Origin of the sequence: Allocoleopsis franciscana PCC 7113 (assembly GCF_000317515.1) — a bacterium.
Taxonomy (GTDB): domain Bacteria; phylum Cyanobacteriota; class Cyanobacteriia; order Cyanobacteriales; family Coleofasciculaceae; genus Allocoleopsis; species Allocoleopsis franciscana.
The window spans coordinates 4,906,378-4,922,532 of record NC_019738.1; the positions used below are offsets into that span (position 1 = coordinate 4,906,378).

At 46.8% G+C, this 16,155-nt stretch carries 13 protein-coding genes; 7 read left to right on the plus strand and 6 right to left on the minus strand.

Annotation, left to right across the window (positions count from 1 at the left end; translation table 11 throughout):
• Positions 1 to 152: 152 nt before the first annotated feature.
• The 4 genes from MIC7113_RS20170 to MIC7113_RS20185 all read right to left on the minus strand — a co-directional run bounded on the left by MIC7113_RS20170 (position 153) and on the right by MIC7113_RS20185 (position 6,726).
• On the minus strand, positions 153 to 1,616 hold the full coding sequence (locus tag MIC7113_RS20170) for a DnaJ domain-containing protein (protein ID WP_015184025.1): 1,464 nt from the start codon (positions 1,614 to 1,616) through the stop codon (positions 153 to 155).
• A gap of 187 nt (positions 1,617 to 1,803) precedes the next feature.
• Complete coding sequence (locus tag MIC7113_RS20175) at positions 1,804 to 2,934, minus strand: CO2 hydration protein (protein WP_015184026.1); 1,131 nt, start codon at positions 2,932 to 2,934, stop codon at positions 1,804 to 1,806.
• 233 nt (positions 2,935 to 3,167) lie between these two features.
• Entirely contained in the window at positions 3,168 to 4,670 is a 1,503-nt protein-coding gene (locus MIC7113_RS20180) for an NADH-quinone oxidoreductase subunit M (protein ID WP_015184027.1), read from the minus strand.
• Positions 4,671 to 4,827: 157 nt separating this feature from the next.
• Positions 4,828 to 6,726, minus strand: a complete 1,899-nt coding sequence (locus MIC7113_RS20185; protein ID WP_015184028.1) for an NAD(P)H-quinone oxidoreductase subunit F — start codon at positions 6,724 to 6,726, stop codon at positions 4,828 to 4,830.
• Positions 6,727 to 7,394: 668 nt separating this feature from the next.
• On the opposite strand from MIC7113_RS20185, the gene MIC7113_RS20190 reads away from it, so the two are divergent.
• From MIC7113_RS20190 to MIC7113_RS20220, 7 genes are all read left to right on the plus strand, one after another.
• On the plus strand, positions 7,395 to 7,706 hold the full coding sequence (locus MIC7113_RS20190; RefSeq protein WP_015184029.1) for a carbon dioxide-concentrating mechanism protein CcmK: 312 nt from the start codon (positions 7,395 to 7,397) through the stop codon (positions 7,704 to 7,706).
• 93 nt (positions 7,707 to 7,799) lie between these two features.
• The gene (locus MIC7113_RS20195) at positions 7,800 to 8,141 is read left to right on the plus strand and encodes a carbon dioxide-concentrating mechanism protein CcmK (protein WP_015184030.1); all 342 of its coding nucleotides are present in this window, start codon (positions 7,800 to 7,802) and stop codon (positions 8,139 to 8,141) included.
• A 198-nt stretch (positions 8,142 to 8,339) separates the two neighbouring features.
• The gene (locus tag MIC7113_RS20200; RefSeq protein ID WP_015184032.1) at positions 8,340 to 8,639 is read left to right on the plus strand and encodes a EutN/CcmL family microcompartment protein; all 300 of its coding nucleotides are present in this window, start codon (positions 8,340 to 8,342) and stop codon (positions 8,637 to 8,639) included.
• A 333-nt stretch (positions 8,640 to 8,972) separates the two neighbouring features.
• On the plus strand, positions 8,973 to 10,727 hold the full coding sequence (locus tag MIC7113_RS20205; protein WP_015184033.1) for a ribulose bisphosphate carboxylase small subunit: 1,755 nt from the start codon (positions 8,973 to 8,975) through the stop codon (positions 10,725 to 10,727).
• A 184-nt stretch (positions 10,728 to 10,911) separates the two neighbouring features.
• Positions 10,912 to 11,640, plus strand: coding sequence for a hypothetical protein (locus tag MIC7113_RS20210; RefSeq protein ID WP_015184034.1), 729 nt, complete (start codon positions 10,912 to 10,914; stop codon positions 11,638 to 11,640).
• A 160-nt stretch (positions 11,641 to 11,800) separates the two neighbouring features.
• A complete protein-coding gene (locus MIC7113_RS20215) occupies positions 11,801 to 12,586 on the plus strand; it encodes a BMC domain-containing protein (protein WP_015184035.1) in 786 nt (261 codons plus the stop codon).
• A gap of 430 nt (positions 12,587 to 13,016) precedes the next feature.
• Positions 13,017 to 13,976 (plus strand): LysR family transcriptional regulator, encoded by a 960-nt coding sequence (locus MIC7113_RS20220; RefSeq protein WP_015184037.1) that lies wholly within the window; start codon positions 13,017 to 13,019, stop codon positions 13,974 to 13,976.
• Here MIC7113_RS20220 and MIC7113_RS20225 read toward each other — a convergent pair.
• On the minus strand, positions 13,973 to 15,088 hold the full coding sequence (locus MIC7113_RS20225) for an ABC transporter permease (RefSeq protein ID WP_015184038.1): 1,116 nt from the start codon (positions 15,086 to 15,088) through the stop codon (positions 13,973 to 13,975). The two genes, MIC7113_RS20220 and MIC7113_RS20225, sit on opposite strands and share 4 nt — an antisense overlap.
• A gap of 15 nt (positions 15,089 to 15,103) precedes the next feature.
• Positions 15,104 to 15,976 carry an Npun_R2479 family HD domain-containing metalloprotein gene (locus MIC7113_RS20230; protein ID WP_015184039.1) on the minus strand — a complete coding sequence of 291 codons (873 nt, stop codon included), beginning with the start codon at positions 15,974 to 15,976 and terminating at the stop codon, positions 15,104 to 15,106.
• Positions 15,977 to 16,155 lie beyond the last annotated feature (179 nt).

The window sequence follows — 16,155 nt, forward strand, 5'->3', positions numbered from 1 at the left end:
AAATAAAATATTGATTTTTCTTTGATAGTATTCTCGAAAATTGTAAATTTCTCCGGGAATTATTAAAGAGTAATCCGGAAAAGCGATCGCCTGATTGCAAGATGTGATGCTTAGGAGAACAGGGAAAGAACAAATGGCTGCTCAAAACAGCCTCAATCGCACTGCCAAATCTTGATCGTTTTGTCGTGACCACCACTGACCAGAGTCTTACCATCTGGGCTAAAAGCGACGGTATAGACCACACCGGAATGCCCCGTCAATGTGCAGATTTCTTGGCCTGTATCGACTTTCCACAACTTGATGATACCGTCAACACCCGTACTAGCAAGCGTTTGTCCATCCGGGCTAAAAGCGATCGAATAAACCGCATCAGAATGCCCTCTGAGAGTGCAAATGGCTTCTCCTGTATCGGTTTGCCACAACTCGATATCGGTCAAACCACCACTGACTAGAGTTTTGCCATCCGGACTAAAGGCGACCGAAAAAATATAGTCCGAGTTCCCCCGGATTGAGCGAATAAGTTTACCACTATCCATCTGCCGAATTCTCAAAGGTTTTTCCAAACCGCCAGTGGCTAAAATTTTGCCATTGCTGCTGATAGCAACAGACAAAACCTGAGCAGATTGACCGGTCAGGGTATAAAGTTCTTTCCCTGTACCCAGATGCCACAACTTGATGGTTTGATCCGCACTACCACTCACTAGCGTCAGTCTATCTGGACTGAAGGCAATAGCCGAAACCTCTTGGGAATGTCCAGAAAACTGGCTACCAAGGGTACGAATGACCTTCCTTGTACTTAGATCCCAAAGTTTGATGGTTTTATCCGCACTACCACTAGCCAGAAGTTTTCCATTTGAGCTGATGGCAAGGCAGCGAATTCGATCTAAATTTCCGATCAGAGTACTGACGACTTTTCCTGTACTCAAGTCCCATAACTTAATCGTTTTATCAAAGCTACCACTGGCAATTGTCTTGCCGTCTCGTGTGATGACAACCGAGGCAACGATATCTGAATGTTCCCTCAGAGTACCTATACATTTCCACGGCAACTTTGACTGTGGCGTTGGGGGTGTTGACGTGGGGGAAGCAGAGGTTGTTGGTTTTGATACGGGTTTTGTTTTGGGGGGTGGTGAGTAGGCTGGATGTGGCTGTGTTTTTCTTTGTTGCCACTTGATGTCTGTGGCTTTCCTCAAATCCGATTTAGCTCGGTTATGATATCCAAGTTCCGAACAAGTACGCCCTCGTTTTTCGTAGGCTTCGGCGTACTGGGGATTGAGACGGATAGCCCGCGTAAAGTCCTCAATGGCTTCCTGATATCTTCCTATTTTGGCCTTTTCCACTCCCTGAGTGTAGTAGATTTCGGCTGTAAATGACTCAGAATGAATCTTGGTTTCAGAGGTTGGAGGTGGGGAACTGGGCTGATAAGATTTGAGGTGTTGGTAAGCTTCGATAATTTCTTTTATTTTCTCTTCTGCTTTCTGTTTGAGCACCAAATCCTCACCAAAGCGATCGGGATGCCAAGTTTTAGCTAGGTTTCGGTAGGCTTGTTTCACCTCCTCCTGCGATGCACCCGGTTTCAGCCCAAGGATTTCGTAGTATTGATGGATAGGATTCATCTACAGTCGGGTTGGCTAACAACTCTCAATCATTTCAGCTATGGAGTTTCCCGAAACCTTACGGAGTGGAACAATTTAGAGATAAAAATTGATTGTAGTTTATCTCTAAATCTTAGCAGCCCATGATTTGAGACGTTTGGCAAATATTCCCGCTATTCCCACCAACTGTAGAGATTGTTACAAATTGCTATCCATTCACCTGATTGATGCGTGACTCTCTCAACCGATCCATCCAGCCTTCTAGATACACCCGATTTTTCTCTTGTTGCGTGGAATCTGTCGTGTTAATCGGATAAGGTGCCAGCCCCAAAATTGCGGCTGTCGTCACACAAAACATCGACTTCTGGAAACTCATGCAAATTTGTACCCGCGCATCATCCTCACCCCGACGCGATCGCTTATAAATATCGTGCATATAATCGGGCAAATAATGACGCATATCTTGCATCAGCAGCGTCGGCGGAATGCCAGCCCCCCCAATGGGTAAGGGGTCAGCATATAATGCCCCATAAGTAAAGCGGCTTTGGTCGGGAGAAATCTGATTTGCCTGTGCATTATAAGAAACAGTGCCAGGGAAGGGTGTGCCTCGGAAGAATACTGCCTCAACATAGGGCACGGCTGTATCCATCAGAAACGTCAAACCAGCGGATTTGGGAATAATTTCATAGAATTTACCCCTAATTTTTACAGAGTAGGTAATCGGTAGGTTCGCACTTTTTACTAAAGCGTTTTTGATCAGTTCGACAACTTCGGGAATTGTTTGAATTTTCCCCTGGTTATAGAGTTCCGACAGTTCTAAAAACATGTCACTCATTACCCGCCAGAATTGCCCTAACCCGCTGTAATAAGCCATCTGACGCGATTGCTCTAACAGAAAATCAGGGAACAGCCGATCAATTCCCTGCATTATCGGGTTAGCCCGAAACTTGGCATTAATCGCTTGGCGCGATCGCTTTTCAAACTCCGGTGAATCCACATAGGCATCTAAACCACCGCCACCATGCCAAAACATCGCTTTCATGCAGTATTCGGCATACTCAAAATTAATCCGATCTTGCCACCAGTGACGCAGCAATTTTTCAAAAGATATTTCCCCATTAAAGTATTTAAAGAAGGGAAAAAACACCAAAAATTGATTTTCGGCAATGTAATTCAAATTTCGGGAATAGGCATCAAGCACGATCCCGTAACTATGAAGAATTCCCACAACCTCCATGACATTGTCGGGCGAATCCTCTAATAATGCCCCACCCGCCATCAGTCGAGCAATATAGGATTCTAGTGGATGATTACGGACTTTTGTCTTGCTGAGTACCATTTAACTTCTCGTGGTTTAACCGTGTTTTTAAAACTAGATTGAAAATTGTTGAACTCAGATCTTTTACATAGTTTAATAATCTTACCTCTTCCAGCTACCCCGATTGCTCCCAAGTCGAAAGTTGTTCTTTTCTCATTTCCCAATTTTGCAGCCTAAAGAAATTGGCATTGCCTTCAGCTAGGGAAAAAAGGGGGACAAAAGGGGTAGGGAGGCACTGGAAATTCAACCTCCAACTAAAGTTCAGGCGGCGGAGATACCTGAAGTGCAAGAGTGGGAGATGGCTTAATCATGAGGGCTGTTGTCGTTTCACTCAGAGTTACTAACCATCCGGGTTGAATTCCGAAGATTACGATCAAAATCGCTAAAATGATGGCTGGCATACGCTCTTTCCAAAGTACTTTTGGTAAATCGATCACCCGTATAGACAAACGTCCAAAGAAAGCACGATCTAGTAATACCAAAAAGTAAACAGCGGTTAAACCCGTACCGAGCATACAGAGGAGAGTTTGCGTCGGAAAAATGGGAAAACTGCCCCGGAATACCAGAAATTCGGAGATGAACCCAACCATTCCCGGAATTCCCGCACTAGCCATCACACCCAACACCATCAAACTACCAATGAGTGGTAAACCCCGTTCCGGATTCAGTAGGCCATTGAGAACGTCTAAATCCCGTGAACCAGTCTTCTTATAAACGAGACCGACTAATAAAAACAGTAGCGCAGATATCAAACCGTGACTCACCATTTGGAGGACAGCACCCACCAGCGAGAGGGGTGTAGCAGCGGCGGCCGCCAAGAGGATATAACCCATGTGAGCGACAGAGCTATAGGCCACCATTTTTTTCATATCCCGTTGGGAGAGTGCGTTTAAAGCTCCATACAACACACTCACCGCCGCCCAAATGGCTAACCAAGGAGCCAGAATCGTCCAAGCGTCAGGGAACAACCCTAAGCCAAACCGTAACAAACCATAAGTCCCTAATTTCAGCAGTACACCGGCTAGCAGCACAGAAATAGGAGTTGATGCCTCAACGTGGGCATCGGGTAACCAGGTGTGAAAAGGAACTAAAGGAATCTTAATGCCAAAGCCAATCAAGATCGCTCCCAACAGCACAAGTTGTTTGCTCATCGGGAGTAAAGCGGCAAGATTAACACTCTCTTGATAAGCAAAATTCGGGGTACCACTCAAAAATACGACTCCCAGAAATGCCGCTAGAATTAACGCTCCAGAAATCGCTGTGTAAATTAAAAACTTGGTTGCTGCATAGCCTCTGCGTTGTCCGCCCCAGATGGCAATCAACAAATAGAGGGGAATCAGTTCCAGCTCATAAAACAGGAAAAAGAGCAGCAAATCTTGAGCCAAAAATGCCCCTGCAACCCCTGCATTTAATAACAAAATTAGCCCGTAATACAAACGGGGTCGTTCGATGTTTTCATCACTGCTATAAATCGCAATTCCCGTGAGTAATCCATTTAATACCAGCAAAGGTATCGATAGACCATCTACCCCCAGACTATAGGTCAAACCCAACGCATCAATCCAGGATAGATGCTCCTGAAACTGTTGGTTCACCTCCCCAGGATTAAACTGAACCAGTAGTACAACTGACCAAATAAATAGTCCGATCGTAAATGCCAATGCCACTTGACGGGCACCCTTCGATGTGATGATTCCCGGCCAAAATCCCACCAGGGCGGCACTTAATATTGGTACCCAAATCAAGGCACTGAGCATAATTGATGAGTCTCCTTTTTAAAACCATTCTGTCCTTGATCGGATTAAAGATTAGGCAATTTAAGGTGCCAATTTGGTAAAGTCGGACGGTGGACAGTTATAACCGATAGCCGACTCATTGGTTCAATTCCTAACCTTTTAACCTTCAATTTATTGATTAGTGCCCACTAATCAATGACCACTGCTCTAAAGACCACTGACTCAACGACCATTGACTCAAAGGCCAAATCATGAGGAGAGCCATCAGGCTGACTCCTAACAATATCGTCAGTGCATAAAATTGTGTTTTACCTGAAGTGTTGTACTTCAAACTTTGACCACCAAAAACTGTAGCCAGACCCACTAGATTGACTAATCCATCCACGATATAGCGATCAATCCATACCGTAATTTTAGAAGACAAATCAACGACGAAAACAATGGTCAACCGGTAAAGGCGATCCATATAAAAGTCATAAGCCAGCAAGTCTTGTACAAACTTCAAAGGTGTCAGTACAGACCGCGACCAAGTTCTGGGAAGGTAAACAATTGACCCCAAAATGCAACCGACTAAGCTAGAAGCTGCTAATAAAAGCTGGGTGGGTTGAATTAGATATTCGTATTTCGAGGGAGGCAACAGGCATAGTTGCTGGAGTAAAAGAGGCATGATCAGGGTTACAACCGTTAAGATCACCATGGGTAGAGCCATGGGCCAAGTGACTTCGGGTGCGCGGCGGGTCTTCGGTTGAGGGCTTCCTAGAAAAATTAAACGAAAGACACGGGTCAAACCAAAGGCTGTCACACCATTAACGACTAAAAAGATCACGACTAGCCAGAGATGGTCACTCCACAAAGAGTTAATCCCTTTACTCAGCGCCCAATAACCTCCCAGTGGCAAGAGTCCGATTAAACCTGCCGCGCCTACCACAAAAGCACTGGTTGTAGCAGGCATCCGCGACCATAAACCCCCCAGTTCCGTGAGATTTTGGTTACTTGTGGTGAGAATGACTGAGCCAATGCTCATAAACAACAGGGCTTTGGCAACCGCATGGGCAACCAGCAAGGCGGCAGCCACATCGGGTCGCTGTACGCCAATGGCGATAAAGACTAAACCCAGCCAAGCACTGGTGGTATGGGAGAGCGATCGCTTCATATCAATTTGGGCGATCGCGACAAAGGATTCTCCAATCGCCGTCACGGTTCCAATCACAATAAGGGTGGATAATCCCACGGGCGACAGTGATAAAACCGGGACTAGCTGAATCAGCACATAAGCACCGCAACTCACCACTAAGGAATTTCGCAACAATGAGGCTGGGTTGGGTCCTTCCATAGCTTCATCGAGCCACAAGTGTAGAGGGAATTGGGCACATTTGCCCAGGGGGCCAGCAATTAACCCTAATCCCAGCAAGGTTGCCGTTGTTGCCGATAAGTTGGCGGTTTCTGCCCAGCGATACAAGTCCGGAAAGTTTAAGCTTCCCGCCATCGTTGCCAGCGCTACGACAGCCATTAACAGCAAGACATCTCCTACCCGTTTGGTTAAAAAGGCATCTCGTGCAGCGGTAACGACTAACGGCTGAGCATACCAAAAGCCTACGATTAGGTAAGTGCTGAGGGTGAGCATTTCCAGGAGGGCGTAGGTGAGGAATAGGGAATTGCTGATCACAATTCCACTCATTGCTCCTTCAAAAAATCCCATTAGGGCAAAGAACCGAGCTAACGCCCAATCTTTTTCCATGTATCCCAGGGAATAGAGTTGTGCCAAGAGGCTCAGGGATGTTACGACCTCCATTGCCCCAGCACTAATGGGGGAGATTTTTAGTGCTAAAGATAGGTCTAAGTCAGCCACCTGCAACCAATGAATGACTAACTCTTGAGGTGGCTGGCTCAAGGCCGACCCTAGAATAAACCAGCCATGCACACAGGCTAAAACCGTCATTAAAAGGTTAAAGTAGGCTGCCGGCCGAGGGCCAGTGCGACGAATAACCCCTGTTGCCCAGGGGAGGCTTAGCACGGCTCCCACTAGACCATAAAAAGGAACCAACCAGCTTGTCTGAGTGAGAAACTCCTGAGTCACGCTTTCATACCTCGCTATCTCTCCTAGTTAATGAAATTTCCGGGAAAATAACTCCGCAATTGTTTTTTAAAGAGCCAGTTTTTATTTATCTCTAAGAAGTTAATAGGGTTATTTTTGCTGATGAATGTTGATTCTTAGGCTTCCTCGTATCACGAATGCTTATTTTCTCTAATATTCTGACTTATGGGTTTCAAAATTCCTTCACTGTAATGACGAAAAATGCAGCCGATTTACTGATAAAAGCAAACCTAATCAAACTCATAAAATTAACTTATAAGTTTAAGTAGGGAAACTTCTTCAGTTCAGGTCTGTACCCATCAGCCGTAAAGTTTTCTCATAATCGTCAACTGTCAGGAATTTTGGGTACTAGGATTCCATCTTAGAGAATTTATAAAGAAATTATAAATCAAAAGCGTCCATTCTCGAAAACAGGGCGTTTTCCTTAAATCCTATAGCCGATAAACACGTAATGTTAAGTTTTTTTAACCTGTTTCATTGAGAATTATTATAATAAATTATATTGATAAAGTGCACCAAGCTTCTCTATGCTGGGTTTAGCACTAAATGAGAGAACTTTCTCACCGTAAAAATTGCACCCCTCGTCCGATTTTTTCTAAAGATTGATGGGTCGATGCTGTATTTGAGGAATCCACAGGAGAAAAGCACTAATGCCAATTGCTGTAGGAATGATTGAAACGAAAGGCTTTCCGGCTGTTGTCGAAGCGGCAGATGCGATGGTGAAAGCCGCTCGTGTCACCCTTGTGGGTTATGAAAAAATCGGTAGCGCTCGCGTCACCGTGATTGTTCGAGGAGATGTCTCTGAGGTGCAAGCTTCAGTTGCGGCTGGGGTTGAAGCCGCTAACAGAGTTAATGGAGGTGAGGTTGTATCAACCCACATCATTGCTCGTCCCCATGAGAACTTAGAGTACGTCCTGCCGATTCGTTATAGCGAAGCGGTTGAGCAGTTCCGTACTTTTTAGCGAATAGCCCCGACTGAGTCGGTTGACTTTCTTCGCGCTTGTTCTAGCAACACATATAAATCAAAAAAATCTTAGGATCTTGGAGCTAAATTCATGTCAATCGCCGTCGGAATGGTAGAAACGTTAGGTTTTCCTGCTGTTGTTGAAGCCGCAGACGCAATGGTTAAAGCGGCTCGTGTCACCCTAGTCGGTTACGAAAAAATTGGGAGTGGACGTGTAACGGTAATTGTGCGGGGGGATGTCTCTGAGGTACAAGCCTCGGTAGCTGCTGGAGTGGATAATGTGAAGCGGGTGAATGGGGGTCAGGTCTTGTCTACTCATATTATTGCCCGTCCTCATGAAAACCTGGAATACGTTCTGCCAATTCGCTACACCGAAGATGTGCAGCAGTTCCGCGAGAGTACGAATGCCATCCGTCCGCTCAACCGCCCGTAGGACAATCAAATCCGTTGAGATTTTAGATTGCCGATCACCCATTAAGGCGCTGTCTTCGCACCTGATTTGGATTAAATAATTTTGGCAATCAGCGAGAGAACATCAAAACTGAGCTGCGGATTAATCATTTCAAATCCCCAATGAGGTGGGATGAACAGGAATAATCCTTGCATCTAAAATCCCAAATTTGGAGGGTTAATGCAAATTGCCAAAGTTCGCGGCACGGTTGTCAGTACTCACAAAGAACCGAGTCTAAGAGGCGTTAAGTTCCTCTTGTTGCAACTCCTGGATGAAGAGGGACAGCCACTGCCCCAGTACGAAGTGGCAGCAGATATTGTCGGTGCGGGAATGGATGAGTGGGTTCTGGTGAGCCGTGGGAGTGCGGCTCGTCAGGTGGGTGAAAATACTCGTCCGATCGACGCCATGGTAGTAGGGATTATCGATACCGTGAGTGTTGATAATCAAGTTCTCTACGGCAAAAAAGATCAATATCGTTAGTAGGTTACAAGAGTGATAACGTTGGAGTGTTAGAAGCGATCTTTAAGCAGCTAGGACTCACCAACGTTAGTGGCAAAAGCCTTAAAGGATGAAGAATAAAGGATGAAGGCTAAATCTTCTGTGTTGTCGATGGGAAAAAACTTGTGACTCCAACATCCTTAATCCAACCCAACAGCACTTGGTTCGGACAGGAGAGTCAGGAGGCACCCCATCCTACAGAAATGTTCAATGACTTCATACTTCAAACTTCACACCTTATCCTTTTTCGTCTACTCGCTTTCAAGCCTATCCCTTACCCTTGTATATCGCTTTTTCAGATAGGAGGAAGACTCTATGGCAGTCCGCAGCTACGCGGCTCCGCCGACCCCGTGGTCAAGCAGTTTGGCGGAACCTAAAATTCATGAAACTGCTTACGTACATTCTTTTTCTAACATTATTGGGGATGTACATATCGGAGAGAATGTTTTGGTTTCACCGGGAACTTCCATTCGATCCGATGAAGGGGGACCGTTTTACATTGGGGCGGGAACCAACATTCAAGATGGCGTTGTGATGCATGGCCTGGAAAAGGGTCTAGTAGTAGGAGACGACCAGCAGAACTATTCAGTCTGGATTGGGAAAAATACCTCCATTACCCACATGTGCCTGATTCACGGTCCAGCTTACATCGGGGATGATTGCTTCATCGGCTTTCGTTCCACGGTGTTCAATGCCCGGATCGGAAGCGGTTGTATTGTGATGATGCACGCCTTAGTTCAGGATGTGGAAATTCCCCCCGGTAAATATGTGCCTTCAGGGGCGGTGATTAACAGCCAGCAGCAGGCGGATCGCTTGCCAGATGTCGAGGATGAGGATCGGCAGTTTGCTCTGTATGTCGTAGCCTCTAACGAAACATTACGGACCGGTTATCAATGTGCTGAGGATGAAGCCTGTATTGCACCGCTCCGAAATAAAATTTCTCCTAAGTCTGACTCCAATGCTGTAAGCGAAGGCAATAGCGCTTCCTTCAAAGCGCAAGCCGCAGACGCTTCACACCATCTCAATAGTTCTCATAGTTCTAGTTCTAATAGTTCCATGTCTTTAACTACAGGATTAAATTCAGACGTTCAACAACAAATCCGTCAACTGCTCGCTCAGGGTTACCGGATTGGGGTTGAATATGCCGATGAACGCCGCTTCCGGACTAGTTCCTGGAAGAGTGGCACCTCAATTCACTCCGAGCGCCAGTCCGAGGTGATCAACGCCCTAGAAGAAACGTTGGCAGAACATGCCGGTGAGTATGTGCGCCTAATCGGGATTGACCCTAAGGCTAAACGCCGGGTTTTGGAGGAAATTATCCAAAGACCGGGCGATAACGGCTCAATGAACGGCACAGCTACCGCCTCCCGTAATAGCTCTAGCACCACCGCTCCGGGTCGTCAAAGTTCGGCCTCAACGTCCAGTGCAGGATTAGGTTCAGACCTAACCACAACGGTACGGCAACTGTTAGCCCAAGGTTACCGGATTGGAGTCGAATATGCCGATGAGCGCCGCTTCCGCACCAGTTCCTGGAAGAGTGCCACCTCAATTCACTCCGAGCGCCAGTCCGAGGTGATCAGCGCCCTAGAAGCCGTCCTAGACGAACACGAGGGTGAGTATGTCCGCCTGATTGGCATTGACCCCAAGGCTAAACGCCGGGTTATGGAGGAAATTATCCAAAGACCAGGTAGCAAACGGCAAGCAGCAAGTTCATCTTCTGCCGCCAATGGGGCAGGCACCTCCTCTAGCTATTCCTCACGAACCGCAGAACCTGCAACATCTGGACGTTTAAACTCCTCTGGCACATCTTTAAAAAAAGAAGCCGTTGAGCAAATCCGTCAACTCTTGGCTCAAGGCTACACCATTGGCACAGAACATGCAGATAAGCGCCGCTTCCGGGTAGGATCTTGGCAAAGCTGTAGTCCTATTCAATCGAATCAAATATCGGAAGTTCTCAATGGCCTAGAAGGCTGCATGGCTGAACATAGCGATGAGTATGTGCGGATGATTGGGATTGACCCAAAAGCTAAGCGGCGCGTCGTAGAGACGATTATTCAATCGCCTAACTAAAAAAGTATGAAGTGTTAAGGCTGAAGGATGGAAAATCTGAATAAGTGACATAGGGTGGTCAAGCCTTTTGGTATTAGCACCTGAGCAAGTCTGGGATTCAAGAAAATTTATTCCCCTTCATGCGGCATCTTTCATCCTTCCGCTTTGACCCTTCATTCTTTATCCTTCATCGTTATTAATAAGAATGCATTTGCCTGCACTGCCATGGAGCAGTAACTCTCATGTATATGCGGAAGGCGATGTGAGCATTGATGCTAGTGCCGCGATCGCGCCGGGAGTGATTTTACGAGCCGATCCAGATAGTAAGATTGTCATAGCATCTGGTGTGTGTATCGGCATGGGGTCAGTCCTTCATGCTCACGGAGGTACCCTGGAAGTGGAAGCAGGTGCAAATTTAGGTGCTGGTGTCCTGATCATTGGCAAGGGCAAAATCGGAGCCCATGCCTGTATCGGTGCCATCACCACCGTTTGGAACTCATCCATTGAGCCATGGCAAGTGGTGCCAGCCGCTTCGGTGGTTGGAGACAAAGGGCGTCAAATTTCTGAGGTCTCCCCAGTATCCCCCCACACCCATAGCACTACAACTGTGAGCTTGCCTGACTCGTCCACTAGCCCTATGAGCGGCGTTAACGAGAGCGACACTCACCCATCAACGTTCGTGAACCCTAGGATAGATAGCTCACCCACAGGTTCCGAATCGCTCAATGGGCAAGCCCCTTCCAACCGAACGGTAACATCCGACGACGAGAGACAAGGATACCAGCCCCAGGAAGACACCCCAACTGAACCAACGGCAGCACAACCGACTTCAGAAGCGGGTCAACCTGTTTACGGGCAGGGTAGCCTGGATCGAATTCTCAAGACCTTGTTTCCCTCCAATTCATCCTTAAACCGTCCCCCCGAAGACGGTTAACTTGTAGAGTTGTTAGTTTTTAGTTGTGAGCTCTTAGACTTGATAACAACAGACCTATGGCAAAAGTCACCTATCTATTGTTAAAAATCCATGCCTTGGTCTTTTTGCAAGCCGTCTAACCAACAACTAACAACCAACAACTACTATAGAGGTCATAGTCATGGAGTCCTACCGACCGGGGATGGTCCCCCAAGACCCTTTAACCCAGCACAATGCCCTTGGCGCTCGTGATCATCGCCGTATGCAGTCATCCTTAGGCTTGGTCTCCACCCTGAGTTTTCCTGTCATCGTGAGCACAGCGGATGCGATGCTCAAATCCTCTGGGGTGACACTGATTGGGTTTGAGAAAACTGGCAGTGGTCACTGTACAGCCATTGTTCGGGGGGCAACAGCAGAGGTGCGGATTGCGGTTCAAGCCGGTGTAGAACATGCGAAGCGAGAAGGCCAACTGCTCTCCTCTCTCGTCATTCCCCGACCGTTCCCTAATTTAGAAGTTATATTTCCTATCGGTTCTCACTTACTGGATGAGGCATCTCAACCTCATCGCCCCCGCCATAGTAGTCATGCCGTGGGTTTATTGGAAACGCGGGGATTTCCCGCTGTGGTTGGTGCCGCCGATGCTATGCTCAAATCCGCCGATATTGAGTTAACGGGTTACGAGACAATTGGAGCAGGCTTGTGTACGGTGATCTTCCGGGGTCGGGTGGCAGAGGTAGCGATGGCTTTACAAGTTGGCATGGCAGAAGCCCAGCGGATTGGTGAACTGGTTGCCGTTACTATTGTCACAAGACCTCTAGAGGATTTAGAGAGAGCTCTCCCCTTTGCGAGTTGCTCCATTGAGGAACAACCTCAACCCCTCCGGTTACCGATTAGTGTTAAGGAAACGGAAAAAGAACTGGTTGAACTGCCAGATTTGCGAAAGCTGTCCAGCCCCAAAGATTTATGATGATTACCCCATTATCTGCCAACTTGGGAGCCACAATCCCTACTATCGAGCAGAATTTCTTTTTATATCACTTTTGGCTGCAAGGGAATGGTTATTAATCTTGTTGCCCCTAGTTCCTTCGCTCTCCTGCTAGCGATGAACCTACATTTCTGAAGCCAGCCGATTTAATATTATTGGGTACTGCTAAAAAGAAAAGGGTTGCACAGACCGAAGAAGATGAAAGAGTCGCGTCTCCTGTAAAGTACAGGGTAGGAATAGACTAAACTCTTCCATCGTATACTTCCAAGTAACTGTGCAACACCCTTTGGAAGGAAGACTGTCACTTGTTCCAGTAATCAGAATGATAACTTGGAATATCTATAGATAAAAACTTAGTTTTTTATGATTACAATAGACTAAAATCTATAAATTTTTGGCAGGAGAAGCATCCTTGAAGCAATCTACACTGCACCAACTAAAGGTCTTTGAAGCGGTCGCTCGGCACAATAGCTTTACGCGAGCAGCAGAGGAACTCTTTCTCACCCAACCCACCGTTTCGATGCAGGTTAAGCAGTTAACAAAAGCTGTAGGAATGCCTCTTTTCGATCAAGTTGGCAAGCGTCTTTATCTTACACAAGCTGGAGAAGAACTGGTCAAGACCTGTCGCGAAGTCTTTGAAAAATTAGACCAGTTTGAGATGACGATAGCAGACTTAAAAGGTCTGAAACAGGGACGCCTGCGGTTAGCCGTGATTACAACGGCAAAATATTTTGTGCCCCGTTTATTGGGACCCTTTTGCAAGCGTTATCCAGGAATTGATGTTTCTCTCCAGGTAACCAACCACGAGCATATCCTCAATCGCCTGAATGAGAATTTGGACGACTTGTATGTGATGAGTCAACTGCCGGACAGTATTGAGGTTACCTACAAGCGAATTCTGGACAACCCCTTAGTTGTCTTGGCACCCGCCAATCATCCCCTCGCTCAGGAAAAAAATATCCCGATTGAACGGATTGCAGCTGAGCCTTTCATTATGAGGGAACCTGGTTCCGGAACGCGCAAGGCCGTGCAATCCCTGTTCGATGAGCATAAGCTGTCATTGAAAGTGCAGTTGGATTTAGGCAGTAATGAAGCTATTAAACAGGCAATCGCCGGGGGTTTAGGAATTTCTATCTTATCGCTGCACACAATAGCGCTGGAAGGCCCGATCAGTCAGTTGGCCGTTTTAGATGCACAACACTTTCCCATCGAGCGCTATTGGTATGCCATCTATCCCAACGGCAAACAACTGTCGATTGTGGCTCGGACTTTCCTGGATTATTTGTTGACTGAAGGCAAGCAGGTTGCCGAACAGACTTCGGGGCGAAAGGTTTCTCAATCCGGTTTCAGTGGGCAGGAACAAAACTGCTAACGCTGAAGACTTCGAGGATCAAGAGCATCGCGCAGACCATCCCCCAACAAATTAAAGGCCAACACCGTTAGGATAATCAGCAGCGCCGGAGGCCAAACCAACCAAGGTTGTAACACCAACATGGAGGCATTGGTTGCCACCGACAGCAGATTCCCCCAAGAGGGGTCGGGTGGCTGAATACCGAGACCAATCAAGCTCAGTACGGATTCGGCGACAATGAAGCCAGGAATCGCCAGTGTTGTCCTGATAATGACATAGGTTGCCGTCTGGGGCAAAACATGGCGAACAATGATGTAGAAGGGGTTGGCTCCCATGGCTTTCGCGGCCTGGATAAATTCCCGCTCTTTAATGGAAAGAACCTGCCCTCGAATCACTCGCGCCATGCCAGCCCAGTCAATAAACGAAGTAATGAAGACAATTAATAGAAACCGCTGGGCGCTGGTGATACTCGAAGGTAGCACGGCGGCAAGGGCGACGAGGAGATAAAGCGATGGAATCGTCATCAGCACTTCAACGAAGCGCATCAAGATAGCATCTGTCCATCCCCCGAAATAGCCAGAAATTCCACCCACGAATAGACCAATGGGAAAAGAAATGGCGATACCGACTAGGCCAATACTGAGGCTAATCCGACCACCATGCAAGAGGCGGCTGAACTGGTCGCGAGCCTGTTCATCTGTCCCTAATAGATTAATTTTGCCTTCACCCACCGTGCCAAATAAATGTAGGTCACAAGAAATTCCTCCAATCACGTCTACTAAGGCAAATTTGGGGCCTATCGGTAGTCGCAGTTGAAAGAGTTTGTAAGTGGCACCTCTCACAAAAAGGCGTATTGGCGATGGTTTGGAAAGGTCGCGCTTGATTTCGCGCTTTCCTGTTTCTAGATCCGTTGGCCCTTGAGTAGTGGGATAAACGTGCGGTCCGATAAACTGTCCGGCTTGGTTGCGCCAGTAAATTTGGGTAGGGGGTAGCAGCGAACCATCTACTTGGGGTTCATAAGGATTATAGGGAGCAACAAAATCAGCGGCGATGACGCTTATATAGAAGATCAAAAGCAGCAATGCTCCTAATCGGGCAAGTGGATTCTTTTTGAGTTTCTGCCACCAATTCATGTTGTTAGAAGGTTATTAGTAAACTTGTTGTGCCAGTTGCCGATTTTCTTCCTCACTTTTTTCATGTTCAATGACGAACACATTCGAGTAGAGGTTGGCAACAATTTGTTTACCCTGCTGCGTCAGCCCTAGGTATCGTAAAGCTTGTTGAATATAAGGGTATACTCCATTCCAGTAAAACATAGAGTAGTTCCGACGCAGATCTCCAGGATGCCGATATCCTAGCGCTTGATTAACACCTGTTTCTTCAAATTCGTAATATAGAGCACTAATTTTTTTCAGGTAGCGTGGGTCACTCATTTGACCAATCAAGTCAGAAGCGCGAATTAATCCAGGAAAGTTCACTGTATCTCGATGGTCGCCTTCTATCGGCACAGGGAAACGAGTCAATTCAATATTGCGCTTAATGACTTCAGCTTCAATCAGTTTATGACCTCCAAACCGCTCATCGATGAATAGTTTTGCCCGATCTACATGATAGAGAGTGAGGGATGCATCTGATGCTCCGGGTGGAAGATACACCATTTCTCCATTTTGACCTGTGGCATAGAGTCTTTCCGTTTCCTTGTCGCTGCGACACACACCTTTGACATAGCCAATGTCATGGCATACCAAGGAGATGATAAAGTGCAACCAGTCATCGGACGTTATGCCACCTTCGCGGATATGTTTGCCTCGTAAAATCTCCTGTCCCACTAAGGCAACCATAATGGAATGTTCAACATTGTGATAAAGAGCATCGCTGTTGGCAATATTTTCCATTGCCATGCTTCCGGCCCATGCAATAATGTCTTCGTTATCGGTTTTTAGCCCCCCATAAGTCCGGCGGTAACCTTCCCGCAGTTTTTGCACAAAGGCATTTATTAAAATTTCAGTTGCGTTAAACATCCTTGATACTCGTTGATAGCTTTGACCTCAGCGGCGCACCCGTCGTGACAATTGCATATACTTTATAGGATGCAACAAAATTTTGTTGTCTAGTCTTTTACGGGTCATGGTCGCTCTGTGTTTTCCATCACAGGCTATTTATTTGAGGCATTCATCGAGAGAGGCGCGATCGCTCTTTG

What these genes read in the sequence shown, in the direction of transcription:
- MIC7113_RS20210 (WP_015184034.1), top strand. Translation starts at nt 10,912, where the DNA reads ATGCATTTGCCTGCACTGCCATGGAGCAGTAACTCTCATGTATATGCG.
- MIC7113_RS20225 (WP_015184038.1), bottom strand. Translation starts at nt 15,088, where the DNA reads ATGAATTGGTGGCAGAAACTCAAAAAGAATCCACTTGCCCGATTAGGA.
- MIC7113_RS20230 (WP_015184039.1), bottom strand. Translation starts at nt 15,976, where the DNA reads ATGTTTAACGCAACTGAAATTTTAATAAATGCCTTTGTGCAAAAACTG.
- MIC7113_RS20175 (WP_015184026.1), bottom strand. Translation starts at nt 2,934, where the DNA reads ATGGTACTCAGCAAGACAAAAGTCCGTAATCATCCACTAGAATCCTAT.
- MIC7113_RS20205 (WP_015184033.1), top strand. Translation starts at nt 8,973, where the DNA reads ATGGCAGTCCGCAGCTACGCGGCTCCGCCGACCCCGTGGTCAAGCAGT.
- MIC7113_RS20195 (WP_015184030.1), top strand. Translation starts at nt 7,800, where the DNA reads ATGTCAATCGCCGTCGGAATGGTAGAAACGTTAGGTTTTCCTGCTGTT.
- MIC7113_RS20180 (WP_015184027.1), bottom strand. Translation starts at nt 4,670, where the DNA reads ATGCTCAGTGCCTTGATTTGGGTACCAATATTAAGTGCCGCCCTGGTG.
- MIC7113_RS20170 (WP_015184025.1), bottom strand. Translation starts at nt 1,616, where the DNA reads ATGAATCCTATCCATCAATACTACGAAATCCTTGGGCTGAAACCGGGT.
- MIC7113_RS20190 (WP_015184029.1), top strand. Translation starts at nt 7,395, where the DNA reads ATGCCAATTGCTGTAGGAATGATTGAAACGAAAGGCTTTCCGGCTGTT.
- MIC7113_RS20215 (WP_015184035.1), top strand. Translation starts at nt 11,801, where the DNA reads ATGGAGTCCTACCGACCGGGGATGGTCCCCCAAGACCCTTTAACCCAG.
- MIC7113_RS20200 (WP_015184032.1), top strand. Translation starts at nt 8,340, where the DNA reads ATGCAAATTGCCAAAGTTCGCGGCACGGTTGTCAGTACTCACAAAGAA.